The sequence below is a fragment of the Lentzea jiangxiensis genome, from assembly GCF_900104175.1.
Lineage (GTDB): Bacteria > Actinomycetota > Actinomycetes > Mycobacteriales > Pseudonocardiaceae > Lentzea > Lentzea jiangxiensis.
This window is the reverse complement of record NZ_FNIX01000021.1, coordinates 40,162-66,090: the sequence shown is the minus strand read 5'-3', so window position 1 is coordinate 66,090 and position 25,929 is coordinate 40,162. Positions and strand designations below refer to the sequence as shown.

Here is a 25,929-nt window from a genome sequence, read left to right as displayed (position 1 = left end):
GGTCAGGAAGTCGCACTCGGGCTCCCAGGAGGCGCAGAGGCGAGCGGGGTCGCCGCCGCAGTGGTGGCCGGTGATCCAGCCGTGCGCGCCCTTCCGGCTGCTGGTGCGCCACCAGTCGTTCATCGTGCGGCTGAAGGTGGTGCCGCGGTGGGAGAACTTGTTGGGCGGTGAAGATGCCGAGTGCCACCACCAGTGCCAGTGAGGTTTCGTCACGGGTCAATGTCGGAGCGCGTGGCATGCGTCCGATGTGCGATCAGTGGTTACGATCGGGAGCTGTGGAGTTCCGCGTGCTCGGGCCGGTCGAGTGTCGCGCTGACGACGGTGCGCGGCTGGGGCTCGGACCGCCGAAGCAACGGGCGGTGCTCGCGCTGCTCCTCGCCCAGCCGGGGCGGGTGCTCCCGGTCGACCGGCTGATCAGCGCCCTGTGGGACGGCGCACCGCCCAGGACGGCGTTGAAGAACCTGCAGGTGTACGTCTACCAGCTGCGCAAGATCGTCGGGCCGCGGCTGCTCTCGCGGGCGCCGGGCTACCTGATGTCGGTCGACCCCGCCGACCTCGACCTCACCCGCTTCACCGGCTTGCTCGACCTCGCCCGCCGTGAACGCACGCCGCAGCGCTACCGGGAGGCGCTCGCGCTGTGGCGCGGACCCGCGCTCGCGGACCTCGCCGCGTCCGGGCTGCTGCGCGGGGTCGTCGCCCAGCTGGAGGAGCTGAGGCTCGCCGCGCGGGTCGAGTGCGCCGAGGCGGAGCTCGACCTCGGCCGGCACGTCGAGGTCGTCGCCGACCTGGGCGAGTGGGTGCGCGAACACCCGTTGGACGAACGCCTGCGCGAGCAGCAGATGATCGCGCTGTACCGCGCGGGCAGGCCTGCCGAGGCGCTCGCCGCCTACCAGGAGTGCCGCCGGGTTCTGATGAACGAGCTCGGCGTCGAGCCCGGCGAGTCGCTGCGCCGGACCCAGGCCGAGGTGCTGAGGGCGAAACCCGTTGGCGCGGCGGCGATCCGGCAACTGCCGCCGGACGTGGTCACCTTCTCCGGGCGGGGGCGCGAGCTCGGTCTCGTCCGGGCGCGGCTGCGGCAGGACCGGGTCGCGGTCTGCGTGATCACCGGGCAGGCGGGTATCGGCAAGTCCGCGCTCGCGGTCCGCGCGGCGCACGAGGTCGCGCCGGGGTTCCCGGACGGCCAGCTCTGCGCGGACCTCTCCGACGGTGCCCCGGACCGGGTCCTGAGCCAGTTCCTGAGCGCGCTCGGCGAACGGCCCGGCGACGAGGAGGCGTTGCGGTACCGGTCGCTCACCGCGTCGCGCCGGTTGCTCGTGGTGCTGGACAACGTCGCCACCGCCGACCAGGTCAAGCGCCTGCTGCCGACCGGTCCGGGCTCGGCGGTGCTGATCACGTCACGCCGCCCGCTGACGGCGCTGCACGGCGCCTCGCACGTGAAGCTCGGCGCGCTGTCGCTGGAGGAGGCGTCGCCACTGCTGGAGGGTGTCGCCGGCAGGGTCGAGGACGCGGCGGAACTCGTGCGCCGGTGCGGTGGTCTGCCACTGGCGCTGCGCATCGCGGGAGCCCGGCTCGCCGCCCGTCCACAGTGGACCGCGCCGCTGCTGGCGGCGCGGCTCGCCGACGAGACGCGCCGCCTCGACGAGCTCGGGCTGGGCGACGTCGCGGTGCGCTCGGCGTTCGAGGTGAGCTACGCCGAGCTCGGATCCCCGGCCGTGGCACGGGTCTTCCGGCTGCTGGGGCTGCTCCCCGGACCGGACTTCGCGGTGGCGGCCGCCCGCGCGCTCACCGACGTGCCGGACGTCGAGGACCTGCTCGCCGAGCTCGCCGCCGCCCACCTCGTCGAGGAACCGGTGCCCGGCCGGTTCGCCCTGCACGACCTGCTGCGGCTCTTCGCGCGGGAACGCTGCCGCTCCTCGGAGTCGTCCGAGGAGCGGTCGCTGGCGCGGGAACGGCTGCACAAGCACTACCTCGAGGCCTTGGCGGACAACCCGGCGGACCTCTGGCTCGCCGAGGAGCGCGACAACCTGATCGCGGCCGCGCACCAGGCGTCACCGGCCGACACGATCGCGTTCGCCGCAGGGCTGTCCTGGTACTTCCGCCGCCGTTTAGAGGTCGCGGACTGGGCCGCGCTGAACACCCTCGCGCTCGAGGCCGCCCGCTCGCTGGGCGACGTCCGGGCAGAAGCGCTGGCGTTGAAGGAGCTCGGCGCGGCCTGCGAGCGCGGCTTCCGGTTCGCCGAGGCCCGGCAGCACTGGACGGCCGCGCTGGCCCTGGCCCGCAGGCTGCACGACCGGCAGCTCGAAGCCGTGACGCTCAACAACCTCGGCATCGTCCACTGGCGCCGCCGCGACCTGCCCGCCGCGTTGGGCTCGCTGGGCGCCTCGCTCATGTTGCGCGAAGAGCTGGACGACTCGCAGGGCGCCGCGTACGTCCGCACCAACCTGGGGCTGGTGCACGCGGCGATGGGCGATCTGCCCGCCGCGCTCGGCTGCTACGAGGAGACGCTGACGACGTTGCGCGCGTGCGGCGACCGGTCCGGCGAAATGCACGCCCTGGCGAACATGGCCGACACCCACCGCCAGCTGGGGTCGCTCGACCGAGCGCTGGAGCTGGCGGAGGAGGCGCTGCTGCTCGCGCGGTCGGTGGGGGACAGGCAGATCGAGGCGGGCGTGCTGCTCGACCGCGGCATCGTGCACGAGCTCGCCGGACGGCGGGAGCCGGCGCGTGCCTCCTACACCGAGGCCGCGGAGCTGTCGCGGCGCATCGGCTTCCGGTGGGGCGAGTCGGAGGCGGCGCGCAAGCTGGCCGGGCTGGACGCCTGATCCGAACGGCCTGGTCCGGACCGGGCCGCGCCGCCGCGGTGGGCCTGGCGAACAGGGTCGTGCCGGACGACGAGGCCGCCGCGGTCGCACCGCGGCCGGGCGAATCGCCGCGAACGCCCGGTTGATGACCACCGCGGACGTTCGCGAGGGCATGACGTCCTTCGCCGAAAGCCCTGCTCCACAATGGACAGAAGGTGGCCATGCCCGGCGTGGAGGGGCCGCACCGCGTTTCCTGCGGTGCGGCCCCTCCACGCGTGCTCAGGCGTGCCCGGCGATCCGGTGCGGCTCGTAGGACCCTTCCAGCAGCAGCACCTCGGCGTCGGTCAGCTCGAAGTCCAGCGCCCCCACCGCGTCGTCGAGCTGCGCCGGCTTCGTGACGCCGACGATCGGCGCCGTGACGACGGGGTTGCGCAGCAACCACGCCAGCGCGACCTGGGCCCGGGAGACGCCGCGCGCCTCGGCCACCGCCGCCACCTGCTCGACGGTCGCGCGGTCCGAGTCGGTGTAGAGCGTGGCGCCGAACTCGTCGGTCTCGGTGCGCGCGGTCGTGGCGTCCCAGTCGCGGACCAGGCGGCCGCGCGCGAGGGGGCTCCACGGGATCACCGCGACGCCCTGGTCCGCGCACAGCGGCAGCATCTCGCGCTCTTCCTCGCGGTAGATGAGGTTGTAGTGGTTCTGCATCGACACGAACCGCGTCCAGCCGTTCTGCCGTTGCGTGAACAACGCCTTCGCGAACTGCCACGCGTACATGGACGACGCGCCGATGTAGCGCGCCTTGCCGGACTTCACGACGTCGTGCAGCGCCTCGAGCGTCTCCTCCAGCGGCACGGTCTTGTCGAAGCGGTGGATCTGGTAGAGGTCGACGTAGTCCGTGCCGAGGCGGCGCAGCGAGTGGTCGATCTCGGCGAAGATGGCCTTGCGGGACAGCCCGGCGCCGTTCCGGCCGTCGTGCATGCGCCCGTTGACCTTGGTGGCGAGGACGATCTCGTCGCGGCGCGCGAAGTCCTTCAGCGCGCGGCCGGTGATCTCCTCCGAGGAGCCCGCGGAGTAGACGTTCGCGGTGTCGAAGAAGTTGATGCCGGCCTCGATCGCCGCCTTGATGAACGGCCGGGACTCCTCCTCCGGCAGCGACCACGGGTGGCCGCCCCGAGCCGGGTCTCCGTAGCTCATCATGCCGAGGCAGATCTCGGACACGTCCATGCCGGCGAGCTTGGTGTAGCGCATGGTCAGCCCCTCAGGAAAACGGTGATCACGGTCGGGTGATGGCAGCCACGATCCGTTCAACATCAACCTAGTCCGCCTCGCCGGATCGTGCCCGGATCAGACACGACGGTGGAAACCCGCCTCCGGCACTGACCAGCGGGTTTAGCGTCGGGATCCCGGTGTCTGAAAGGAACGCGCATGACGAGCATCGAGGCGGTCGCGCCGCCGAGGACCGCGCTGGAGCGTGCGCGTGCCACCGTCGGGCCGCTGCTGGCGGCCGCGCTGGCGGAGCTCCCGGGCGAAACCCGCGAGGTGGTCGAGTCCGGCCTGTCCCGGCAGGACTTCTCGACGGCGGCGCTCGTGCTGCTCTGCGCGGAGGCGTTCGGCGACGTGGACGTGGCGCCGGCCGCCCTCGCGATGGAGTTCGCGCAGCTGCACGAGCAGCTGCACGCGGACCTGATGGCGCACACGGGTGCTCGGGTGGAGTTCGGTGCGGACAGGGTCGTCTCGGCGGCCGACGCGCTGCTGTCCCTCGCGTGCGGACGCCTCGGCAGGACCGGGGTGATGATCCTCACCGTCGCGCTGATGTCCGTTGTGGACGGTTACGTCCAGGAGATCGGGATGGCCGAGGAGGCCGAGGCCGACATGTCCCGGCACCTCGGCGTGGCGGCGGCGAAGCACAGCTCGCTCACGGCGGCCGCGTGCGAGCTCGGCGCGCTGGCCGCCGGAGCGAACGCTCGCCAGGCGGGCCACCTCCGGCAGTTCGGCGACGACCTCGGCCTCGCGCGCAAGCACGTGGACGACGTCCTCGCCGTCCGCGTCAACCGCCGGACGCTCCCCGTCGTGGCGGCGATCAACGCGAGGATCACCGTCGAGGGCGGGCGCAGGTGGTGCGAGCAGCAGGCCGGGCTGCTGCTCGCCCGCGCGCTGAACCACCTGGAGCAGTGCGGTCCGAGGGCGCGGACGGCGGGCGAACTGGCGAGGCTCGCCAGGCAGGTCACGATCGGCAGGTGCGCGCCGGCCGTGCCCGCCCAGGCGAGCCGGGGAGCTCACTCCGACACGCGCAGCACGACCTTGCCCGCGGCGTGCCCGGTCGCGACCAACTCCTGAGCCTCGGCCGCGTCGGCCAGCAGGAAGCTCCGCGCGATGCGCACCGCGAGCTTGCCGTCGGCCACGAGCTGGGCGTACTCGCGCAGCCGCGAGCCGAACGGCGCACCGCCGCCGGAGAACTGGACGCCCAGCCGGGCCGCGTCGCCGGGGTCGACGATCGTGACGACGCGGTCCGTGGCGCCGCGCAGGTCGACCAGCACGTCCAGGTCCTCGCCGGCCGCGTCGAACACGGCGTCGACGCCCTGCGGCGCGGCGGCGCGGACCCGGTCGGCCAGCCCGTCCCCGTAGGCGACCGGTGTGGCGCCGAGCGACCGCAGGTAGTCGTGGTTGCCGGCCGAGGCGGTGCCGACGACGGTGGCACCGCGGGCCACCGCGAGCTGTGCCGCGACGGTGCCCACGACCCCCGCGGCGCCGTTGAGGAGCAGCGTGTCGCCCTCCGCGACCTCGAGGAGGCCGAGCACGCGGACCGCGGTCTCCACGGCCACGGGCAGCGCGGCGGCGACGTCCCAGTCGAGACCGGCGGGCTTCGGCGCGCAGTCGGTGGCCAGCGCGTGCTCGGCGCAAGCGCCGGTGGTGGTGAAGCCGAGCACCTCGTCGCCCACCGAGACCCCGGTGACGCCCTCGCCGACCTCGTCCACGACACCGGCGGCCTCCAGGCCGGGCGTGACGGGGAACGGGGGAGTCATGGGCGGCATCCAGCCGTTGCGGATCTTGTGGTCGAGCGGGTTGACGGCCGCCGCCACGACCTTCAGCCGGATCTCGCCCGGTCCGGCGTGCGGCTCCTCGACCTCGTTCAGGCCCAGGACCTCGGGGCCGCCGAACGTGGTGTAGGTGATCGCCTTCATCTCTGACTCCGGTGGTCGCCGTGTGGTTGGAACATCAGCCTTGGGCCTGTGATCGTTCTCGTGCGCCGGTCCTCCGGCTAGCTCCACCTGTCCGAACGGCCAGGCGGCCACCTGCCCGTGAGAGCTACGCTCGGTACATGGACCTGGTGACGGCCGCTCGTGTGATCCAGGCACCGCCGAGCGACACGCTGGGGCACCTGTCGGTGGCGGTGGAGCAGTCGATTCCCCACCGCGCGATCGCCGAGCTGTCGAACTGCTCGTTCGCGCCGTTCAAGCTCCGCGGCGAGTCGCCGGGGCCGTCCGTCACGATCGCCGACCTCGCCGCGCTGCGGTCGCCGGCCGGCGACGCAGGCGCCTGGCAGGGCCGGGCGCTCATGGCGGGCACCGAGGTCCCGGTGGTGGTGCTCGTCAGCGCCTTCTCCGAGCCGAACGCGCTGCTGGTGCTCCTGCGCACGGAGGACACCCCGGTTCCGCAGGAGGTCCTGGCTTCCGCCAACGCGCTGTGGGACGTCGTGACCGCGCACATGGAGGGCCTGCGCAACGAGGCCGTGCCCGCGACGATCGCCGTCTCACGGGCGGCCGCGCTCGCGCACGAGTGGGGTGCCGCGGCGCGTTAGGCGGCGCCTGTGCCGGACGAGGTCGCGCACCGGGTCGTCCGGCAGGGAATGGCCGGTCGTGCCTGCCGGATCTCAGTGCGGTCGCCACCTGCGCGAAGTCTTCCGCGAGCGAGCCTGTGGCCACCGGCGCGACAATGGCGTCTCCTGCTCGATACAGAGACGTGGACCACCCCTGGTTGCACGTCCAATAGTAGGAAGTCAAACTATTCTCATGACGATGCCGTCTTCTGGGACGTCCCCCGCGCCCGCGTTGCACAAGCCGGTCAACCCGGTGCGCTTCGTGACCGCGTCGAGCCTCTTCGACGGCCACGACGCCGCGATCAACATCATGCGGCGCATCCTGCAGTCGCAGGGTGCAGAGGTCATCCACCTCGGCCACAACAGGTCGGTGGCGGAGGTCGTGAACGCGGCGATCCAGGAGGACGCGCAGGGCATCGCCATCAGCGCGTACCAGGGCGGGCACGTCGAGTACTTCTCGTACCTCGTCGAGCTGCTGGGCGAGCGCGGCGCCGGGCACATCCGGGTCTACGGCGGCGGTGGCGGCGTCATCGTCCCCGAGGAGATCGAGCTGCTGCACTCGCGAGGTGTCGCGCGGATCTTCTCGCCGCAGGACGGGCAGACGCTCGGCCTCGCGCGGATGATCAACCTGATGATCGAGGAGTGCGACCACGCGCTCACCGCGCCGTTCAGCCGCGACGCGCTGCTGACGGGGGCCGACGAGGCCTTGGCGCGCGCGATCACGCACATCGAGGCCGGCACCGCGCAGCCGTGGGAGACCACGCGCAAGGTGCCGGTGCTGGGCATCACGGGCACCGGTGGCTCGGGCAAGTCGTCGCTCACCGACGAACTGGTGCGCCGCTTCCGGCTCGACCAGCAGGACAAGCTGCGCATCGCCGTGCTCGCCGTCGACCCGACGCGTCGCCGTGGTGGTGGCGCGCTCCTCGGCGACCGCATCCGCATGAACTGCCTCGACGGCGACCGCGTGTTCTTCCGTTCGCTGGCCACGCGCCGTGCGGGCAGCGAGATCCCGGACGGCCTGGAGCAGGCCATCGTGGCGTGCAAGGCGTCCGGTGCGGACCTCGTCATCGTCGAGACGCCCGGCATCGGCCAGGGTGACGCGGCCATCGTGCCGTTCGTCGACTTCTCGCTGTACGTGATGACGCCGGAGTTCGGTGCCGCGTCGCAGCTCGAGAAGATCGACATGCTCGACTACGCGGACGCCGTGGCGATCAACAAGTTCGAGCGCCGCGGTGCCGAGGACGCACGGCGTGACGTGGCGCGGCAGATGGTGCGCAACCGCGAGGCGTTCGGCGCGAAGTGGGAGGACATGCCGGTCTTCGGCACGTCCGCCGCGACGTTCAACGACGACGGCGTGACCGCGCTGTACCAGTTCCTGCGCGACGGACTCGTGGACCACGGCCTGAGCGTGGAAGAAGGCGCGCTGGCCACCGTCTCCGGCAAGACGTCGACCTCGGCGTCCACCGTCGTGCCGGCTTCCCGTGCGCGGTACCTGTCCGACATCTCCGACACCGTGCGGAACTACCACCGCAAGACCGAGGAGCAGGTCGCCGCAGTCCGCGCGCACACCCAGCTCACGGCGGCTCAGAAGGCGCTGGAGGCCGCGGGGAAGGGCGTCGCGGACATCGCGGACCTGGCCTCCGACGCGGAGCGCAGGGTCGACCGCGACACCGCCGACCTGCTCCGGGCGTGGCCCGCGACGGTCGAGCAGTACTCCGGTGACGAGCTCGTGTTCAAGGTCCGCGACAAGGAGATCCGCACCCGGCTCACGCGGGAGACGTTGTCGGGCAACCAGGTCCGCCGGGTGAGCCTGCCCCGGTACGACGACGAGGGCTCGCTGCTGCGGTTCCTGCGCAAGGAGGCCCTGCCGGGCTTCTTCCCGTTCACCGCGGGCGTCTTCCCGTTCAAGCGCGAGGGCGAGGACCCGGCGCGCATGTTCGCGGGCGAGGGCGACGCGTTCCGCACCAACCGCCGTTTCAAGTACCTGTCGCAGGGCAACCCGGCGACGCGCCTGTCGACCGCGTTCGACTCGGTGACGCTCTACGGCCGCGACCCCGACACCCCGCCGGACGTCTACGGCAAGATCGGCACCTCCGGCGTCTCCATCGCGTCGCTCGACGACATGAAGGCGCTCTACGACGGCTTCGACCTCGTGGCGCCGACGACGTCCGTGTCGATGACGATCAACGGCCCGGCGCCGACGATCCTCGCGTACTTCCTCAACACGGTGATCGACCAGCAGGTCGACAAGTTCAAGGCCTCCGAAGGCCGCGACCCGTCCGCCGAGGAGTACGACAAGCTGCGCGCGTTCGCGCTGGCCAACGTCCGCGGCACCGTGCAGGCCGACATCCTCAAGGAGGACCAGGGCCAGAACACCTGCATCTTCTCCACGGAGTTCTCGCTGCGCATGATGGCGGACATCCAGGAGTGGTTCATCCAGCAGCAGGTGCGCAACTTCTACTCGGTGTCGATCTCGGGCTACCACATCGCCGAGGCCGGGGCGAACCCCATCAGCCAGCTCGCCTTCACGCTCGCCAACGGCTTCACCTACGTCGAGTCGTACCTGGCGCGCGGCATGAACATCGACGACTTCGCGCCGAACCTGTCGTTCTTCTTCTCCAACGGCATGGACGCCGAGTACAGCGTCATCGGCCGCGTGGCGCGCCGCATCTGGGCCGTGGCCATGCGCGACCGCTACGGCGCCGCGGAACGTTCGCAGAAGTTCAAGTACCACGTGCAGACGTCCGGCCGTTCGCTGCACGCGCAGGAGATGGACTTCAACGACATCCGCACCACGCTGCAGGCACTCTGCGCGCTGTACGACAACTGCAACTCCTTGCACACCAACGCCTACGACGAGGCGATCACCACGCCCACGGAGTCGTCCGTCCGCCGCGCGATGGCCATCCAGATGATCATCAACAAGGAGTGGGGCCTCTCCGCGAACGAGAACCCGCTGCAGGGCTCGTTCGTCATCGACGAGCTGACCGACCTCGTCGAAGAGGCCGTGCTGATGGAGTTCGACCGCATCTCCGAACGCGGCGGCGTGCTCGGCGCGATGGAGACCGGCTACCAGCGCGGCCGCATCCAGGACGAGTCGATGCTCTACGAACAGCGCAAGCACGACGGCTCGCTGCCGCTGATCGGCGTCAACACCTTCCTGCCCGAGGGCGGCGAGCGCGAGGTCGTGAAGATCGAGCTCGCCCGCGCCACCGAGGAGGAGAAGGAGTCGCAGGTCCAGCGCACCCGCGCCTACCAGGCGGCGCACCGCGACGAGGCCCAGAAGGCGCTCGCCCGGCTGCGCGAGGTGGCGCAGACGAACGAGAACGTGTTCGCGGTGCTGATGGACGCGGCTCGCGTGTGCACGCTGGGGCAGATCACGGAGGCGTTCTTCGAGGTGGGTGGGCAGTACCGCCGCAACATCTAGACCGCGTAGGGCCGGCCGACGATCCACCCGCCGACACGGTCGGGAAGCTCGTCGGTCGGCACCACCTCCACGGGATCACCGACGTTCACCACCCCGGCCCGCACCACCCAGCTGTCCAGGCACAGGACGCCGCCGAACTCCCGCCGGATCCGCCGGTGCACGTCCAGGTCCTGCGCCCCGGTGTCAGGGTCGATCGTCGTCACGACGCACCGCGCCCGCTTCTGGTACATCCCGATCACCACGTCGCCGACCACCAGCGCGTGTCCCGGCCACGCGTCCTCCTCGCCCGCCTCGACCCCGCCGATCAGGATGTTGGGGCGCAGCCTCCGCACGTCGACACCCGCGGCCGCGACCTGGCCGTCCGTCGCCACCAGGACGTTGAGCACGTCGAAGCGCTCCGGGCCGGTGTAGCGGGTGAGCCTGCCGCCGAACGGCAGCACCCGCTCGTGGGCCTGCCTGCTGTCCCACGGGTGGCCGTCGACCAGAGGTCCGTCGGGACCGGTGGAGGCCGGGATCGTGAGCAGGCCGTAGCGGGTGCGGCCGGTCAGCACGCCGCGTGGGCCCTGCACGTGCACCAAGCGGTCGCCCGCCACGCCGTCGGACGTGAACTCCGCCGACTCGAGCGGTTCGCCGCCCAGCGACTTCACGGGATAGCGCCACAGGGCTTCGACCCGCATCGCGGTCACCCCGCCGGGATCTCGTGGGTCGACGTGGGATCGATCCGCCTGTCCTCGAAGGCGATCCGCACGTCGTTGATGCTCGCCTCGCGCCGCGCCATCAGGCCGGAGGCGGCGAACTCCCAGTTCTCGTTGCCGTAGCTGCGCCACCACCGGCCCTCGTCGTCGTGCCACTCGTACTGGAAGCGCACGGCGATGCGGTTGTCGCCGAACGCCCACAGCGACTTGCGCAGCACGTACTCGTGCTCGCGCTCCCACTTCCTCGTCAGGAACGCGACGATCTCGTCGGTGCCGCGGAGGAACTCGGACCTGTTGCGCCACACGGAGTCCGGTGTGTAGGAGCCGGCGACGCGCACGGGGTCCTTCGTGTTCCAGGCGTCCTGGGCCGCCCGCACCTTCAGGCGGGCGGTCTCCGCGTCGAACGGGGGCAGAAGTGCCACGAGCGGTCCTTCCAACGGTTGAACGACGTTATAAACGTTAGAACTAGAGCCTAACGGATGCAAGCTTGTGTTACCGTTAGACGTGCTGACGCCCGACGAACCCCGTCCGGTCCTGCTGATGAACACCATCTGGGCCAGCCGGTCGCAGGTGCACGACGACCTGACGACCGCCGGTGGGCTTCGCGACTTCCTGGGCGTGCCGGTGGACCGGGCCGACCTGGAGGCCTTCCGTGCGCTGCGGCAGGCGTTGCGGGACCTCGCGGGCGTGCTCACCGAGGACACGCGTGCGGTCGCGCAGGATCGTGACCTGGAGCGGGCCGTGGCTGAGGTCAACCGTGCGGCGCGGAGCGCGCGCAAGTGGCCCCAGCTCGCCGTGCGCGACGGGGAGTTGTTGCGTGACAACGAAAGTGAAGGCTCGCCGGCGGACAGGGAGCGCGCGTCGATCGCCGCGGAGGCCGTCGAGCTGTTCACCGGCGAGTCCCGGCTGCTGTTGCGCGCCTGTCATGCGCCGGGCTGCGTGCTCTACTTCGTGAAGGACCACCCGCGCCGGGAATGGTGCTCACCCTCGTGCGGCAACCGGGTGCGCGCCGCGCGACACTACCGGCGCAATCGGGGTGAATTCCCTGGTCCGAACGGGTTTTCCTGATCGCCGGGGCTACACGTGCGCCGTGTTCGTTCCGATTAAACGGACAACAGTTGGGCGCGTTTCGTGTGTGGTGGTGATCCGCGATGTCCCGAGAATCCGTGCCAGGTCACGACATCAGCTATCACCTCGTCTGCTTCGACGAGACCGGCGACGAGCGGGGGCGTGACAGCGCGGACGTCCTGTACGACGCCCGCCGCGGTGTCACCGACGTCTTCTTCTTCATCCACGGGTGGAACGGCGACGTGCCGGCCGCACGTCACCAGTACGGGCAGTGGGTCGCGGCGATGGCGGGCTGCCGCGCCGAACGCGATGCGGCGCACCGGCTTCCGGGCGGCTTCAAGTCCCTGCTCGTCGGCCTGCACTGGCCGTCGAAGGCCTGGGGCGACGAGGACGTGCGGTCCGACGAGTTCATCAAGGCGCAGGCGCGGCGGCTCGGCGGCGGTGCCGGGCGGACGGCCGCGGTGCGCACGATCGTGCAGGCCGCGCGGCAGCACCCGTGCCGGATGTCGGCCGCCGTCAAGCAGGCGTACGACTACCTGGAGAGCTCCGTGCCGGACCTGCCGGGCGAGGACGGGATGGCGTTCGACGCCGAGCAGCTCTACCGGGCGTGCCTGGAGGACCCGGCGCTGGGCGGGATCCTGTCACCGCTGCGGATCCTGACGTTCTGGAAGATGAAGCGGCGCGCCAAGGTGTTCGGTGAGAGCGGGGCCGCGCGGATCGCCCGCGAGGTCGCGCAGGCCGCTCCGGCCGCGCGCATCCACCTGATGGGCCACAGCTTCGGCTGCATCACCGCCACCGCGATGGCGAACGTCGTGCCGGCCGCGACGCTCACCCTGGTGCAGGGCGCGATGTCGCTGTGGTCGTTCGCGGAACGGCTGCCCGGCGAACCCGGCTCCGGCTACTTCCGCGGCGTGCTCGGCCGCGTGCCCGGCCCGATCATCGTCACGACGTCCGCGCACGACCACGCCATCGGCCGGTTCTACCCGCTGGCCGCGCGTTCGGGCCGCCAGGTCGACCTCGACTCGTACCCGAAGTACGGCGCCATCGGCTCGCACGGCGTGCAGGGCACGTACGCGCACGGCCACACGATCGGTTCGCCCGGCGAGCTGGTCAGGGGCCAGGTGCACAACGTCGACTGCACGTCGGTGATCCGCCGCATCGACGGGATCGCGGGCGCGCACAACGACATCTGCCACCCGGAGCTCGCCCGGCTGCTGTGGAAGGCGGTGCTGTCGCGGTAGCCGACGGTCCGATGTGGACGGCTATCCCGCGCCCAGCCGCAGGACCACCTGCGGCACCAGCGTGTTGCCGAGGCACGAGCGGAGGTCCGCGCGCAACGCGGACGGGCTCGCGGGGTCGAGGGCGGGGGAGACGGCGAAACCGGCCGTCGCCGCGGTCAGCACGACGCGCTGCATCGCCTGGCCGGCGCGGATCTCCGCGGCGGCGCCCTGGTTGAACGTGCACAGGACCAGCTCGGCGCCGGTGCGCACGTGCAGCCACGCCCGCTCCACCTCGGCCGCGCGCGACAGCAGGCCGCGCCAGGAGGCCGGCTCGGGGAACGCCGTCCACGTCCGGCGGGCCGAGCGCAACGCGTGGAGCAGCACCAGCACGTCCGGGCCGGGTTCCCGGTACCCGCCGAGCCGCACGGCCGCCGCCGCGTCACCGGCGCTCGGGCCCGGCAGCAGCGTCACCAGTGGCCGGATGCCGTGCGCCTGCAGTGCCAGCCGGACGTTGAGCAGCGCGACACCGCACGCGAGGCGCGTCTCCCGGGTGTGCGGTCCCGGGGTGTGGAGCTCGATCTGGTCGGGGCGCACCTCGAACCGCACGCCGGAGGTCGAGGTCCTCGCGAGCGCCAGGACGCCGCGCACGTCCTCACCGGCCAGTCCGAGTGAGGCGGGCAGGGCGATCGTCATGTGCCCACTGTCCAGTGGGTGCGACGAACCGGACACGGTCGAAGGTCCTCTCTTGCGGGGACCTGTTCCACTGAAAATGTGCGAATCTTGTCATCGTGTCCGACGCGCGCAGCCGCCGAGACCTCGACGAGCTGCTCGCCGAGGTGCGAGACCGCATGGACGAGATCGTCACCACCCGCGACCACGTGCAGGAGCTCCTCGGCGCCGTGCTCGCGGTCGCGTCCGGCCTGGAGCTCCAGTCGACCCTGCTGCGCATCGTCCAGGCCGCCGTCGACCTGGTGGGCGCCCGCTACGGCGCCCTCGGTGTGCTTGGCACCCGCGACGACCTGTCGGAGTTCCTGCACGTCGGCGTGGACGAGGTCACGCGGAGCAGGATGGGGCACCTCCCCGAGGGCAAGGGCCTGCTCGGGCTGCTCATCAAGGACCCGACGCCGCTGCGGCTGCACGACCTGTCCCGGCACGAGATGTCGGTCGGCTTCCCGCCGAACCACCCGCCGATGCACAGCTTCCTGGGCGTGCCAGTGCGCGTGCGCGACGAGGTGTTCGGCAACCTCTACATGACCGAGAAGATCGACGCCGCCGAGTTCACCGCCGACGACGAGGCGGTGCTGCAGGCCCTCGCGGCCGCCGCCGGCATCGCGATCGAGAACGCCCGCCTGTTCGAACGCTCCCGCATGCGCGAACGGTGGCTGGAGGCGATCGGCGAGATCAACTCGGAGCTGCTCGGGGGCGCGTCCGGCGAGTACGCGCTGCGCCTGATCACCCAGCGCACCGTCGAGCTGGCGGGCGCCGACTCCGCCCTGGTCGTGCTGGGCGACGGCGGGCACGCGCCGCTGTCGGTGGCGGCGAGCGCGGGCGTGGAGGTCGACGACTTCAACGCCGCCGACCACGCCGTGGACGAGGTGGTCCGCTCCGGCGTCCCGCTGCTGGTCGACGACCTGGGCACGGCGTTCGGCCCGGCGCTGGCCGTCCCGCTGCGGTCGGGCCCGGTCGTCACGGGCGCGCTCGTGGTGCTGCGCCGCGGCGGCGAGTCGCGCTTCCTGCCCGACCAGGTGCCGGTGCTGGCGTCGTTCGCGGACCAGGCGGCGGTCGCGCTGGAGTTCGCCGAGCAGCAGCGCTCCCAGCGGTTGCTCGACGTGCTGGAGGACCGCGACCGCATCGCCCGCGACCTGCACGACCACGTCATCCAGCGGCTGTTCGTCACGGGCCTGACGCTGCAGGCGACCATGCGCCGCGTCGCCGACCCGGACGTCGCCGCCAGGCTGCGGACCGCCGTCGAGCAGCTCGACGAGACCGTGCGCGAGATCCGCACGTCCATCTTCGACCTGCACTCGGCGGACAACACCTCGCTGCGGCGCCGCCTGCTCGACCTCGTCGCCGGCCTGACCGAGAACACGCACCTCTCACCCGCCGTGCGGATGTCCGGCACCGTCGACAACTCGGTGCCGCCCGAGCTCGCCGAGCACGTCGAGGCCGTCGTGCGCGAGGCCGTGACGAACTGCGTCCGGCACGCGTCCGCGACCGAGCTGACGGTGCTGGTCGACGCCGGGGACGACGTGGTGATCACGGTGCAGGACAACGGGGTGGGCATCACGGCCGACGCCGCGCGCAGCGGGCTGCGCAACCTGGCGCACCGAGCGTCGAAGTTCGGCGGATCGCTGGAGGTGCACCCCGTCGACGGAGGCGGCGCCCGCGTGGTTTGGCGCGTCCCGCTGCGTTAACGGGGCTTCTCGCCGTCCTTGCGGAACTGCGAGGCGAACACGGCCGCCTGCGTGCGGCGCTGCATGCCGAGCTTCGCCAGCAGGTGCGAGACGTAGTTCTTGACGGTCTTCTCCGCGAGGAACATGCGCTCGGCGATCTGCCGGTTCGTGAGGCCCTCGCCGATCAGGTCGAGCACCGTGCGCTCCTGCTCGCTGAGCATGCGCAGCGGGTCGCCCTCCTCACGTTCGCGGCGGATGCGGTTGAGCAGCGCCGACGTCGTGCGGGCGTCCAGGAGGGACTGTCCTGCCGCGACGGTCCGGACGGCGTTGACCAGGTCGGCGCCCAGGATCTGCTTGAGCACGAAGCCGGACGCGCCCGCCATGATCGCGTCGAACAGGGCCTCGTCGTCCGCGAAGCTCGTCAGCATCAGGCACTGCAGGCCGGGGAGGCGGCTGCGCAGCTCGCGGCACAGCTCGATGCCGTTGCCGTCGGGCAGCCTGATGTCGAGCACGGCCACGTCGGCGCCGGCACCCGGCAGCTTGGCCAGGGCCTCCGCGACCGAGGCCGCGTCACCGACCACGACGAGATCGGACTCCTCACCGAGCAGGTCCGCGATGCCGCGGCGGACAATCTCGTGGTCGTCGACGAGGAACACACGCGTCGCCATAGAAGTCACCGTAGTCCAAGGACACGGGCGCGAGGGGCCTGGTGGCACCCGCCGCATTAGCCCGATCGGGCGTCGTTCGGGAGCCGGAAACGCGGAAGTCCGGGTCGCTGGGAAAGCGCCCGGACCTCCGCGGTGCGACCGGGTGCGGTCAGCCCTGCTTGATCGCCGAGATCTCGAACTCGAGGACGACCTTCTCGCTCACCAGCACGCCGCCGGTCTCGAGCGCCGCGTTCCACGTGACGCCGTAGTCCTTGCGGTTGATGGTGTGCGAGCCCTCGAAGCCCACGCGGGTGTTGCCGAACGGGTCGACGGCCACGCCCTCGAAGGCGAAGGGGATGGTGATGCTCTTGGTGACGTCCTTGATGGTCAGGTCACCGGTGATCTCGAAGTTGCCGTCGTCGACCTGCTTCGCGGAGGTCGAGACGAACTTGATCTCCGGGTAGGTCTCGACGTCGAGGAAGTCGTTGGTGGTCAGGTGACCGTCGCGCTGGGCGTTGCGCGTGTCGATCGTGGCGACCTTGACGGTCACCTCGGCGGTGGTGTTCTCCGGCTTGTCACCGTCGATCTTGATCTTGCCGTCGAACTCGTTGAACGCACCACGAACCTTGGTGACCATCGCGTGGCGCGCGACGAAACCGATGCGGGAGTGCGAGGCGTCGATGACGTAGTCGCCGGTCAGTTCGGAGAGGTTGGTGGCGGTGGTCATGGTCGTCAGTCCTTCGGTAGTTCGATTTGGTTGAAGTGTCACCCACTTTGCACGAACCTGGATGATGTGTCAACTATTCCCGTATGCTGAACGAGTGACACGATGGTTGGAGCCTGAGCAGCAGCGGGCGTGGCGTGCCTACGTCCGCATGCAGGGGGAGCTCAACGCGCACTTGAGCAGGCAGATGTCAGTCGACTCGGACATCTCGATGGCTGACTTCGCCGTGCTGGTGCAGCTCACCGATACGCCTGATGAACGCGTACGCGTGTTGGAGCTCGCACGGTCGTTGCACTGGGAGAAGAGCCGCATCTCGCATCACGTCGCACGGATGGAGAAGCGCGGCTTGGTGCGCAGGGAGAGCTGTGGCAGCGACGGGCGCGGGTCGTTCGTCGTGCTGACGGACCTCGGCAGGTCCGCGATCGAGGCAGCGGCACCCTCGCACGCCGAGATGGTGCAGAAACTGGTGTTCGACCAGATCACGCCCGCCGAGGTGGGGGCGCTGCGGGAGATCTCCGAGAAGATCTTCGCGCGCCTAACGACAGGCGAATGTGCGGCGGTAGTCGCTGGGTGCGACGCCGACGACGCGGTGGAAGTGGTGCCGCAGGAGGGCGGCTGTCCCGAAGCCTGACCGGGTCGCGACCAGGTCGACGTCCAGGTCGGTCTCCTCGAGCAGCCTGCGCGCGTGAAGCACCCGTTGCAGTGACAGCCACTTGTTCGGCGTCGTGCCGGTCTCCGCGACGAACCTGCGCGCGAACGTCCGCTCGGACATGACGGCGAGCTTCGCCATCGAGGCCACCGTGTGGTTGCCCGCGATCGTCTCCAGCACGTGCTCGAGCACCGGTTCGAGGCTGTCCGCGCTGCAGTCGGGGATCGGCAGCTCGACGAACTGCCGCTGACCGCCGTCGCGCTGCGGCGCCACGACCATCCGGCGCGCGATGGTGTTGGCGACCTTCGTCCCCAGTTCGCGCCGCACCAGGTGCAGGCAAGCGTCGATGCCGGCGGCCGTGCCGGCGCTCGTGATGATGTCGCCGTCGTCGACGAACAGCACGTCCGGGTCCATCCGGGCCTTCGGGAAGCGTTCCTGGAACTGCCGCGCCTCACGCCAGTGCGTCGTGCAGCGCCGGTCGTCGAGCAGCCCGGCCGCGCCGAGGATGAACGCCCCGCTGCACACGCTGAGCAGCGTGGCGCCAGTCTCCCGCAGCGCTTTGACCAGCTTCTCCGGGTACTCGTCCCGGACCCGCGCGGCGGGCAGCGCGACGAGGTCGACGCTCTGCAGCGCGTCGAACCCGTGCTCCGGCGTGATGCTCACGCCGCGGACGCTCGTGGCCACCGGCTCGTTCGGGACCTCACCGCACACCCGGAAGTCGGCCAGGGGCACGCCCTCCTCGGTCCGGTCGACGCCGAACACCTCGCAGAGCAGGCCGAACTCGAACGGCGCGACGCCGTCGATGAGGGGAACCGCCACCGATCGCAGCATGGCAGGATATTAGCGCGCGCCGTCAGATCTGCCACTGTTGGCGGGATATTGCTGGTCGCAAACTTTTGGACATGACTCTTGCAGCGATCGTCCTCGCAGTGACAGCCCTCTCCGTCTGGCTCGACCGGCACCGCGACCGCACCGCCGGCCTGGCAGGCTCGACCGACGTCCACGACCGCGACCGCATCCGCGTTCGCGACGAACTGCGTTACCTCACCTGATCGGTGGGGCACTTGACGAGCGGCTCGCGCGCTGGACGGCTCGCTTGCCGACGGCTCGCTTGGCGGGGATGCCACCTGGCGGGCGCTTCGTCTGGCAAGCGAGCCCTGCCGAACGTTTTGCCTTGCGGGCGTTTCGCCTGGTGACGCCTTGGTTGTCAGGCGTATCGCCCGGCGGCGTGCCGCCCGGCCGGCGCAGCGCCTTCCCCTCACCCGGTCGGCGACCCGATCCGCGGCGCCGGGCCCGTGTAGCGGGCGACCGGGCGGATGATCTTCGTGTCCTCGGACTGCTCGAGCGCGTTGGCGCACCACCCGATGACCCGGCTGCACGCGAACGTCGGCGTGAACATCTCGCGCGGGATGCCGCACTGCTCCATCACCACGCCGGCGTAGAACTCCACGTTCGCGTACAGCTGCCGCCCGGGCTTGAGCTCGGCCAGCAGTTCCGTGACCCTGCGCTCGACGGTGACCGCGAAGGTCGTGAGCGGTGTCGGCTCCTCCAGGGCGATCTCCCTCAGCAGGCGCGCCCGCGGGTCCTCCGTCCGGTAGACGGCGTGGCCGAAACCCATGATGCGGTCGCCCTGCTCGATGCGCTGCCGCACCCAGGCGTCGATGTTGTCGGGCGACCCGATGAGGTCGAGGGCCTCCAGCGCGCGGTCCGGTGCCCCGCCGTGCAGGGGGCCGGAGAACGTGCCGATCGCCGCCGTCACCGCCGACACGACGTCCGCGCCCGCCGAGGCGACCACGCGTGCGGTGAAGGTGGACGCGTTGAAGCCGTGGTCGATCGTGGCGATCAAGTACTGCTCGACCGCGCGGCTCGTCCACGTTGACGGCTCGTGTCCAGTCAACATGTACAGCCAGTTGGACGAGGTGGACAGATCAACCCTGGGGTCGACGGGATCAAGTCCGAGCTTGAGGCGGTGCAGTGCGGCCAGGATCGTCGGCGTCATCGCGCTGACCTTGAGCGCGTCCGCCTTCCTGTCGCTCATCGGCGCGTCCCACATCGGCCGACTCGGCAGCATCGACAACGCGGTCCTGAGGCCCGCCAGCGCCGTGCAGCCCGACTTCGCGACCGACGGCAGCACCTCGCGGATCGCGGCCGGTAGTTCGCGCAGCTCCGCGGTGCGGCGGGCGAACTCCACCGCCTCGGTCTCCTCCGGCAGCCTTCCCTCGGCGAACAGGAACCACACGTCCTCGAACGACCGCGTCCTGGCCAGCTCGATCGCGTCGTGCTCGCGGTAGTGGTAGTAGCCCGCAGCACCGTTCACGTCCCCGATCAGGGTCGTGGTGACGACGACGTCTTTCAACCCTTTGGGTGCATCAATCAACATGGACAACAGGCTCCGTCAAGCCGTCTTGTACAGTCAACGTTGATGGAATCAATGCTGACAACGACGCAAACCGCCCGCCGCCTGGGCGTGAAACCGGCGACGGTCTACTCGTACGTCAGCCGTGGCCTCCTGACCAGCACGAAGGTCAACCGGGCGAGCATGTTCGACGTCGCCCAGGTGGAGGCTCTGGCGCAACGCACCGGAGCCCGCGGAGCGGCGTCCTCTGTGACGGATTGCATTCGCACGCGCATCTCGTTGCTGGAGAACGACCAGCTCCACTACCGCGGCCGCTCCGTTCCCGGTCTGTCGAGCACCAAGCGTTTCGAGGATGTTGCGCACTGGCTGTGGACCGAGATCGACTCCACAGGGGTGCAGTTCCCCGAGGGCCAGGAGATCTGGATGGCCCTCCCGGAGAGCGCCACCCTGACCGACCGGGTCCGCGTGGCCATCGCCCTCGCCAGCGTCGGCGACCCCCTCCGCTACGACCTGGACCGGGCCGTCACCACGGCCCAAGCCCTGATCGCCGACGTCGTGGAGTCGCTGCCGCTCGTCGGCAGGCCCCAGGGCACCGACATCGCCGAACGCCTGTGGGCGCGCCTTTCGCCCGAGCCCGCGAGGCCGGACCTGCTGAACGCCGCCCTGATCCTGCTGGCCGACCACGACCTGGCCATCTCGACCATGGCCGCCAGGGTCGCTGCCTCCGCCCACGCCAACCCCTACGCCGTCGTGTCCGCCGGGATGGGCGCCATGGAGGGCCAGAAGCACGGCGCCGCCACGACGATCGCGTACCGCTTCCTGCAGCAGGCGGAGTCCGATCCGATGGGCGCCGTCGCCGAACAGCTGCGCTCCGGCCATCCCATCCCGGGCTTCGGCCACGCCGTCTACCGCTCCCGCGACCCGCGCGCCGACCACCTGCTCGCCCTGCTGCGCAGTGAGGGCGACCTGGTGGTGGACAAGGTGATCGCGACCCAGAGGGGGACGTTCCCGAACGTCGACCTGGCCCTCGCCCAGTTCGCGCTGATGTTCAAGATGCCGCCGGACGCGGGGGAGGCGATCTTCGCGATCGCACGGATCGTGGGGTGGGTCGCTCACGCGATGGAGGAGTACCGGGAGCCCGGTCTGAGGTTCCGGGCGCTGGGTGTCTACACGGGGGACCGGCCGTAGGTCGCCGGGGGCGCGGCGAGGTGAGGCCGGCCGCGCGGGACCGGAAGTGAGCGCGGATCGGCCCGGGGTGCGGGAGGAGACTTCGGCGGCCGTCGCGCACGCCCGAACCGCCGGGGGAGCAGCGCCCGGCCGCCGCCGGGTGCTGGCGTCGACGCTCCCCGGAGCGGACCATCGAGAGCATGAGATTGTCCGCAGTGGACAACTTGAAAGTGGTCCTGGTGGCGTGGGTCATCGGCGGTCACGCGCTGCTGGGCTACGCCGCGATCGGTGGGTGGCCCTACGACGAGGTCAACGAGGTCACGTTCCACCCCGGTGTCGAAACGGTGCTGGCCGCGGTGATCGGGCCCTCCGGGTTGTTCTTCATGGGCACCTTCTACTTCATGGCCGGCACCTTCACGCCCGGCTCGATCGAGCGCAAGGGGCGGCAGCGGTTCATCGCCGACCGGCTGGTCAGGCTCGGTGTGCCGTGGGTGGCCAGCGCCCTGGTGGTGTGGCCGACGTTCGTGTGGATCGCCCACACCGGGGCCGGACGGGACGTGTCGTGGTGGCAGGCGTTCACGCACCGCGACCCGTTCCTGGACAGCGGGTCGCTGTGGTTCGTGGCGGTCCTGGCTCTCTTCAGCACCGGCATCGCGCTGGCGCCGCCGATCAGGGAACGCTCCATCACCGCGCGGACCGTGATGAGGATGGCGGTGGTGGTGGCGGGGGCGACGTTCCTGACGCGGCTGGTGTTCCCGGCGCGCAGCGGGCAGGTCGGCGATCTGCACCTGTGGTGGTGGCCGCAGTGCCTGGGAATGGTGCTGCTCGGGGCGATCGGTGGGCGCAAGCTCGCCGAACGGGTGCCGGACGAGATCTACCGGATGACGCGGAACGTCGTCGCCGGCACGATCGCCGCCCTCCCGGTCGCGGCGGCGTTCCTCGGGGTGCTGGACCTCGCGAAGAGCGCGGGGCCGTTCCTCGGCGGGTTCACCTGGCAGGCCGCGATGCTGGCGCTGGTGGAGGGGTTTCTCGTGGTGGCTGGAAGCTTGTGGCTCATCGGGCTCGCGCAGCGCAGGCTGGCGCGCCAGGGGCCGTTCGCCGAAGGGCTGGCGCGGTCCGCGTACGTCGCGTTCGTGGTGCAGGGACCGGTTCTGCTGACGCTCGCGACCGGTCTGCGTCCGCTGGACCTCCCCGCCGAGGTGAAGGCGCCGGCGGTGGGGGCGGGGGCGATCGCGTTGTCGTTCGCGATCGGCTGGTTCGTCACTTCACGCCGAGGCGCTTCAGCACGCTCGTCGTGATGCCCGCCGCGTCCAGGCCGTGGGCGCGCAGGATGCGGGCCCTGGAGTCGTGCGGCAGGAAGCGCGGCGGCAGGGCGAAAGCCGCCACGCACGCCGCGGACCCGGCCAGCGCCTGACCCAGGCGTGCGCCCAGGGCACCGGTCGACGTCGTGTCCTCCACGGCGAGCACCAGGCGGTGCTGGCCGCTGTACTTGACCAGGTGCGGGTCCAGGGGAGCGGTCCAGCGCGGGTCGACCACGCTCACGCGGACGTCGTGCGACGCCAACTCGTCCGCCGCCGCCAGGCACGGACCGGCCATCGGCCCCGCGGCGACCAGCAGCACCTCGGCGTCCGGTACCTCGCGCAGCACGTCGAAATGGCTCACGCGACGCACCGCGGGGATGTCCGCACCCGCGGCCGCCTTGGGATAACGCACCACCGACGGCCCGTCCGACACCCGCACCGCCTCGCGCAGCAAGGACGCCAGCGACGCCGGGTCGCGCGGGGCGGCCAGCCTCAGGCCCGGCACCACGGGCAGGACGGAGGCGTCCCACATGCCGTGGTGCGAGGCGCCGTCCGGGCCTGTCACGCCGGCGCGGTCCAGCACGAACGTCACCGGCAGCCGGTGCAGGGCCACGTCCATCAGCAACTGGTCGAAGGCGCGGGACAGGAACGTCGCGTAGACGGCGACCACCGGGTGCAGGCCGCCCATCGCCATGCCGGCGGCGGACGTCACGGCGTGCTGCTCGGCGATCCCGACGTCGAAGACCCGCTCGGGGAAGCGTTCCGAGAACGGCCGCAGCCCCACCGGTTCCAGCATCGCGGCGGTCAGGCAGACGACGTCGGGACGTTCGGCGCCGATGGCGACGATCTCCTCGGAGAACGTGTCGGTCCACGTCCTGCCGCCCGCGGCACCGCAGGCGCCGACCGCGTGCATGCGGTCGGCCTCGTCGGTCTCCGCGGCCTCGTACCCCTTGCCCTTCACGGTCTTGCAGTGCACGACGACGGGGCGGCCGAGCGCTTTGGCCTCCCACAACGCGTTCTCGACGGCATGCACGTCGTGGCCGTCGAGAACGCCGATGTACGCGAGGCCGAGCGCCTCGAACAGCCCGCGCGCCGAGCCGTTCAGCAACGACGCCGCGAAACCACCGGCCGTCGGGTCGTACGAGCGGCCGTTGTCGTTCAGCAGCACCACGACCGGGCGGGTGGAGCCGCCGATGTTGTTCAGCGCCTCCCAGCACATCCCGCCGGTCAGCGCGCCGTCGCCGACGATCGCGACGACCCGGCGGTCGGCGCCGGCGAGCTCGAACGCCTTGGCCAGACCGTCCGCATAGGACAGTGCGGTGGAGGCGTGCGAGTTCTCGACGACGTCGTGCGCAGACTCGGCCGCCGACGGGTAACCGGACATGCCCCCGGCCTGCCGCAACGAGTCGAAGTCCGAGCACCGGCCCGTCAGCATCTTGTGCACGTACGACTGGTGCCCGGTGTCGAACAGCACGACGTCGACGGGCGAGGAGAAGACGCGGTGCACGGCGATGGTCAGCTCGACGGCACCGAGGTTCGGCCCGAGATGACCGCCGGTCCTGTGCACCTTCGAGACCAGGAACGACCGGATCTCCGCGGCGAGGCCGAGCAGGTCGGAGGACGAGAGCGCGCGGACGTCCGCGGGCGAGGTGATGTCAGCCAGCACGGCGCACCGCCAAGGGCAGCGTGAAGGCGATCGTCTCGGTCGCCGTCGTGTGCGTCGACACCGTCACCGTCCCCAGCGCCTCCAGCGCCCGGACCACCTCGTCCACGAGCTCGGGAGGCGCCGACGCCCCCGCGGACAGGCCCACCGACGTCACCCCGGTCAGCCAGGCCGGGTCGATCTCCGAGGCGTCGTCGACCAGGTACGCCGGGGTGCCACCGCGCGCGGCCAGCTCGACCATCCGCACCGAGTTCGACGAGTTCTTCGACCCCACCACCAGGATCAGGTCGGACCGCGCCGCCACCTCCCGGATGGCGATCTGCCGGTTCGTGGTGGCGTAGCAGATGTCGTCGGAGCCGGGCCCGCGCAACCGCGGGAACTTCCGCCTCAGCGCCTCGACCACCTCGGCCGTCTCGTCCACGGCCAGCGTCGTCTGCGTCAGGTACGACACCGGCCCGGTGATCTCCAGGGCCTCGACGTCGGCGACGGTCTCCACCAGCACCATCCGGTCGGGTGCCTCGCCGAGAGTGCCCTCGACCTCCTCGTGTCCCGCGTGCCCGATCAGCACGATGGTGTCGCCACGTTCAGCGAACCGCCGCGCCTCCGAGTGCACCTTCGCGACGAGTGGGCACGTCGCGTCCAGGACTTCCAGATCCCGCGACTGGGCCTCCGCGCGCACGGCGGGAGCGACACCATGCGCGGAGAACACCACTGTGGCACCGAACGGCACCTCGGACAGCTCTTCCACGAACACGGCACCCCGCGCCTCCAGAGAGCGCACGACGTGGATGTTGTGCACGATCTGCTTGCGCACGTAGACGGGGCCGCCGCGCTGGTCGAGAAGTCGTTCCACGATCTCGATGGCCCGCTCCACCCCGGCGCAGAACGACCGGGGTGAGGCGAGCAGCACCGAACGCGGCGGGTGTTCCGTCATCGAGCGCCTCTCACGAAGAGTTCAGTGGTCCCGGTCGGTGACCAGCTGGGCGAGCGTGCCGAGCTCCACCGCCGCACGCGCGGTCGGTGACGCCTCGCCGAGGTGGACCAGCGCCCGCGTGTGCAGCTCGTCGGCCTGCGCCCGGCTCCACGTCCGGCCACCGGCCGCGTCGACCAGGGACGCCGCCCGCGCAAGCGTTTCCGCGTCCATCTCCCGCGAGCCGGCGTACAACGAGGCCAGCTCGGCGGAGGCGGCGGTACCGGCCGTCAGCGCGTGCACGACCGGCAGGGACTTCTTGCGGTTCGCCAGGTCCGAGTGCACGGCCTTGCCGGTCACCGCCGGGTCGCCCCAGATGCCGAGCAGGTCGTCCACGTGCTGGAAAGCCAGGCCCAGCTCCGCGCCGAAGCCCCGCATCGCCTCGACCTGGAGATCCGTGCCGTTGCCGTACAACGCGCCCAACGCCGTGGAAGCGCCGAGCAGAGCGCCGGTCTTGCCGCGCGCCATCCGCTCGACCTCGGCCACCGCGACGTCCGACCTCCTCTCGAAGTCCAGGTCGGACGCCTGCCCGTCGAGCAACGCCACGGTCGCGTCACCCAGCGTCCGGACCGCCTCCAGGGCACGCGGATGCCCCGAGCCCGCGAGGACGTCCACGGCCAGCGCCTGCAGCGCGTCCCCGGCCAGGACCGCCCCGCTGACACCGAACACGGTCCACGCCGTGGGGCGGTGGCGCCGGGTCGTGTCGCCGTCCATCACGTCGTCGTGCAGCAGCGAGAAGTTGTGGATCAGCTCCACCGCTACGGCCGCGGGCACGGCGTCGGCGGCGGCACCGCCGACGGCCTCCGCCGCCAGCAGCACCAGCGCGGGGCGGATCGCCTTGCCGCCGTTCTCCAGCACCGGGTCGCCGTACTCGTCGCGCCACCCGTGGTGGTACTCCGCGATCGCGCGCAACGACGCCGGCAGCTGGTCCACGGCCTTGCGCAGAGCCGGCAGCACGAGGCTCCGGCTCCACGCGAGCACCTCGTCCGCGGGCCTGCCCGCGGCGAGCGGTTCGGTCCTCTCCGCTGTCATGG

General features: G+C 71.2%; 23 protein-coding genes. 11 read left to right on the top strand and 12 right to left on the bottom strand.

The genetic code is table 11. The annotated features are described in order from the left end of the window. Positions 1–275: 275 nt before the first annotated feature. The gene (locus BLQ91_RS34110) at positions 276–2,822 is read left to right on the top strand and encodes an AfsR/SARP family transcriptional regulator (protein WP_176960098.1); all 2,547 of its coding nucleotides are present in this window, start codon (positions 276–278) and stop codon (positions 2,820–2,822) included. Positions 2,823–3,080: 258 nt separating this feature from the next. On the opposite strand, the gene BLQ91_RS34105 is transcribed toward BLQ91_RS34110, so the two are convergent. Further along, positions 3,081–4,046 (bottom strand): aldo/keto reductase, encoded by a 966-nt coding sequence (locus BLQ91_RS34105; protein ID WP_090103723.1) that lies wholly within the window; start codon positions 4,044–4,046, stop codon positions 3,081–3,083. A gap of 177 nt (positions 4,047–4,223) precedes the next feature. Here BLQ91_RS34105 and BLQ91_RS34100 point away from each other — a divergent pair, with 177 nt between their 5' ends. After that, a complete protein-coding gene (locus tag BLQ91_RS34100; protein WP_090103722.1) occupies positions 4,224–5,135 on the top strand; it encodes a polyprenyl synthetase family protein in 912 nt (303 codons plus the stop codon). Here the strand turns inward: BLQ91_RS34100 and BLQ91_RS34095 are convergent. Next, positions 5,075–5,980 (bottom strand): NADP-dependent oxidoreductase, encoded by a 906-nt coding sequence (locus tag BLQ91_RS34095; protein WP_090103720.1) that lies wholly within the window; start codon positions 5,978–5,980, stop codon positions 5,075–5,077. The two genes, BLQ91_RS34100 and BLQ91_RS34095, sit on opposite strands and share 61 nt — an antisense overlap. A gap of 137 nt (positions 5,981–6,117) precedes the next feature. Here BLQ91_RS34095 and BLQ91_RS34090 point away from each other — a divergent pair, with 137 nt between their 5' ends. Both BLQ91_RS34090 and icmF read left to right on the top strand, forming a co-directional pair. Further along, positions 6,118–6,597, top strand: a complete 480-nt coding sequence (locus BLQ91_RS34090; RefSeq protein WP_090103718.1) for a hypothetical protein — start codon at positions 6,118–6,120, stop codon at positions 6,595–6,597. 217 nt (positions 6,598–6,814) lie between these two features. Next, entirely contained in the window at positions 6,815–10,042 is a 3,228-nt protein-coding gene (gene icmF, locus BLQ91_RS34085; RefSeq protein WP_090103866.1) for a fused isobutyryl-CoA mutase/GTPase IcmF, read from the top strand. Here icmF and BLQ91_RS34080 read toward each other — a convergent pair. Beyond that, positions 10,039–10,719 carry an MOSC domain-containing protein gene (locus BLQ91_RS34080; protein ID WP_090103864.1) on the bottom strand — a complete coding sequence of 227 codons (681 nt, stop codon included), beginning with the start codon at positions 10,717–10,719 and terminating at the stop codon, positions 10,039–10,041. The two genes, icmF and BLQ91_RS34080, sit on opposite strands and share 4 nt — an antisense overlap. Positions 10,720–10,724: 5 nt before the next feature. Then, positions 10,725–11,159: a nuclear transport factor 2 family protein gene (locus BLQ91_RS34075; protein ID WP_245734062.1), complete on the bottom strand. Its 435-nt coding sequence runs from the start codon at positions 11,157–11,159 to the stop codon at positions 10,725–10,727. 82 nt (positions 11,160–11,241) lie between these two features. Here BLQ91_RS34075 and BLQ91_RS43080 point away from each other — a divergent pair, with 82 nt between their 5' ends. After that, complete coding sequence (locus tag BLQ91_RS43080) at positions 11,242–11,805, top strand: CGNR zinc finger domain-containing protein (RefSeq protein ID WP_245734060.1); 564 nt, start codon at positions 11,242–11,244, stop codon at positions 11,803–11,805. An 83-nt stretch (positions 11,806–11,888) separates the two neighbouring features. Then, on the top strand, positions 11,889–13,046 hold the full coding sequence (locus tag BLQ91_RS34065; RefSeq protein WP_090103716.1) for a hypothetical protein: 1,158 nt from the start codon (positions 11,889–11,891) through the stop codon (positions 13,044–13,046). A 21-nt stretch (positions 13,047–13,067) separates the two neighbouring features. Here the strand turns inward: BLQ91_RS34065 and BLQ91_RS34060 are convergent, their stop codons facing one another. Beyond that, positions 13,068–13,718, bottom strand: coding sequence for a hypothetical protein (locus tag BLQ91_RS34060; protein ID WP_090103714.1), 651 nt, complete (start codon positions 13,716–13,718; stop codon positions 13,068–13,070). 155 nt (positions 13,719–13,873) lie between these two features. On the opposite strand from BLQ91_RS34060, the gene BLQ91_RS34055 reads away from it, so the two are divergent. Beyond that, positions 13,874–15,439 (top strand): sensor histidine kinase, encoded by a 1,566-nt coding sequence (locus BLQ91_RS34055; RefSeq protein ID WP_090103858.1) that lies wholly within the window; start codon positions 13,874–13,876, stop codon positions 15,437–15,439. Here the strand turns inward: BLQ91_RS34055 and BLQ91_RS34050 are convergent. Both BLQ91_RS34050 and BLQ91_RS34045 read right to left on the bottom strand, forming a co-directional pair. Beyond that, a complete protein-coding gene (locus BLQ91_RS34050) occupies positions 15,436–16,086 on the bottom strand; it encodes a response regulator (RefSeq protein ID WP_090103712.1) in 651 nt (216 codons plus the stop codon). The genes BLQ91_RS34055 and BLQ91_RS34050 overlap by 4 nt on opposite strands. A 148-nt stretch (positions 16,087–16,234) precedes the next feature. After that, positions 16,235–16,792 carry a YceI family protein gene (locus tag BLQ91_RS34045; protein ID WP_090103710.1) on the bottom strand — a complete coding sequence of 186 codons (558 nt, stop codon included), beginning with the start codon at positions 16,790–16,792 and terminating at the stop codon, positions 16,235–16,237. A gap of 94 nt (positions 16,793–16,886) precedes the next feature. Between BLQ91_RS34045 and BLQ91_RS34040 the strand changes: the two genes are divergently transcribed. Beyond that, on the top strand, positions 16,887–17,420 hold the full coding sequence (locus BLQ91_RS34040) for a MarR family winged helix-turn-helix transcriptional regulator (RefSeq protein ID WP_090103707.1): 534 nt from the start codon (positions 16,887–16,889) through the stop codon (positions 17,418–17,420). On the opposite strand, the gene BLQ91_RS34035 is transcribed toward BLQ91_RS34040, so the two are convergent. Beyond that, a complete protein-coding gene (locus tag BLQ91_RS34035; RefSeq protein ID WP_090103705.1) occupies positions 17,325–18,269 on the bottom strand; it encodes a helix-turn-helix domain-containing protein in 945 nt (314 codons plus the stop codon). The two genes, BLQ91_RS34040 and BLQ91_RS34035, sit on opposite strands and share 96 nt — an antisense overlap. A gap of 71 nt (positions 18,270–18,340) precedes the next feature. On the opposite strand from BLQ91_RS34035, the gene BLQ91_RS41765 reads away from it, so the two are divergent. Then, positions 18,341–18,490: a hypothetical protein gene (locus BLQ91_RS41765; protein WP_176960097.1), complete on the top strand. Its 150-nt coding sequence runs from the start codon at positions 18,341–18,343 to the stop codon at positions 18,488–18,490. A gap of 206 nt (positions 18,491–18,696) precedes the next feature. Here BLQ91_RS41765 and BLQ91_RS34030 read toward each other — a convergent pair whose 3' ends face one another. Continuing rightward, entirely contained in the window at positions 18,697–19,818 is a 1,122-nt protein-coding gene (locus BLQ91_RS34030; protein WP_090103703.1) for a citrate/2-methylcitrate synthase, read from the bottom strand. A gap of 42 nt (positions 19,819–19,860) precedes the next feature. On the opposite strand from BLQ91_RS34030, the gene BLQ91_RS34025 reads away from it, so the two are divergent. Next, on the top strand, positions 19,861–20,982 hold the full coding sequence (locus BLQ91_RS34025) for a citrate synthase (RefSeq protein WP_090103701.1): 1,122 nt from the start codon (positions 19,861–19,863) through the stop codon (positions 20,980–20,982). Positions 20,983–21,161: 179 nt separating this feature from the next. Continuing rightward, on the top strand, positions 21,162–22,259 hold the full coding sequence (locus tag BLQ91_RS34020; protein WP_090103699.1) for an acyltransferase family protein: 1,098 nt from the start codon (positions 21,162–21,164) through the stop codon (positions 22,257–22,259). Here BLQ91_RS34020 and BLQ91_RS34015 read toward each other — a convergent pair. The 3 genes from BLQ91_RS34015 to BLQ91_RS34005 are packed head-to-tail and all read right to left on the bottom strand — an operon-like array spanning position 22,222 to position 25,927. After that, positions 22,222–23,928, bottom strand: coding sequence for a 1-deoxy-D-xylulose-5-phosphate synthase (locus BLQ91_RS34015; protein WP_090103697.1), 1,707 nt, complete (start codon positions 23,926–23,928; stop codon positions 22,222–22,224). The two genes, BLQ91_RS34020 and BLQ91_RS34015, sit on opposite strands and share 38 nt — an antisense overlap. Next, positions 23,918–24,859 carry a 4-hydroxy-3-methylbut-2-enyl diphosphate reductase gene (locus BLQ91_RS34010; protein WP_090103695.1) on the bottom strand — a complete coding sequence of 314 codons (942 nt, stop codon included), beginning with the start codon at positions 24,857–24,859 and terminating at the stop codon, positions 23,918–23,920. The genes BLQ91_RS34015 and BLQ91_RS34010 overlap by 11 nt, the downstream gene beginning before the upstream one ends. Positions 24,860–24,880: 21 nt before the next feature. Then, positions 24,881–25,927, bottom strand: a complete 1,047-nt coding sequence (locus BLQ91_RS34005) for a family 2 encapsulin nanocompartment cargo protein polyprenyl transferase (protein ID WP_090103693.1) — start codon at positions 25,925–25,927, stop codon at positions 24,881–24,883. Positions 25,928–25,929: the final 2 nt, after the last annotated feature.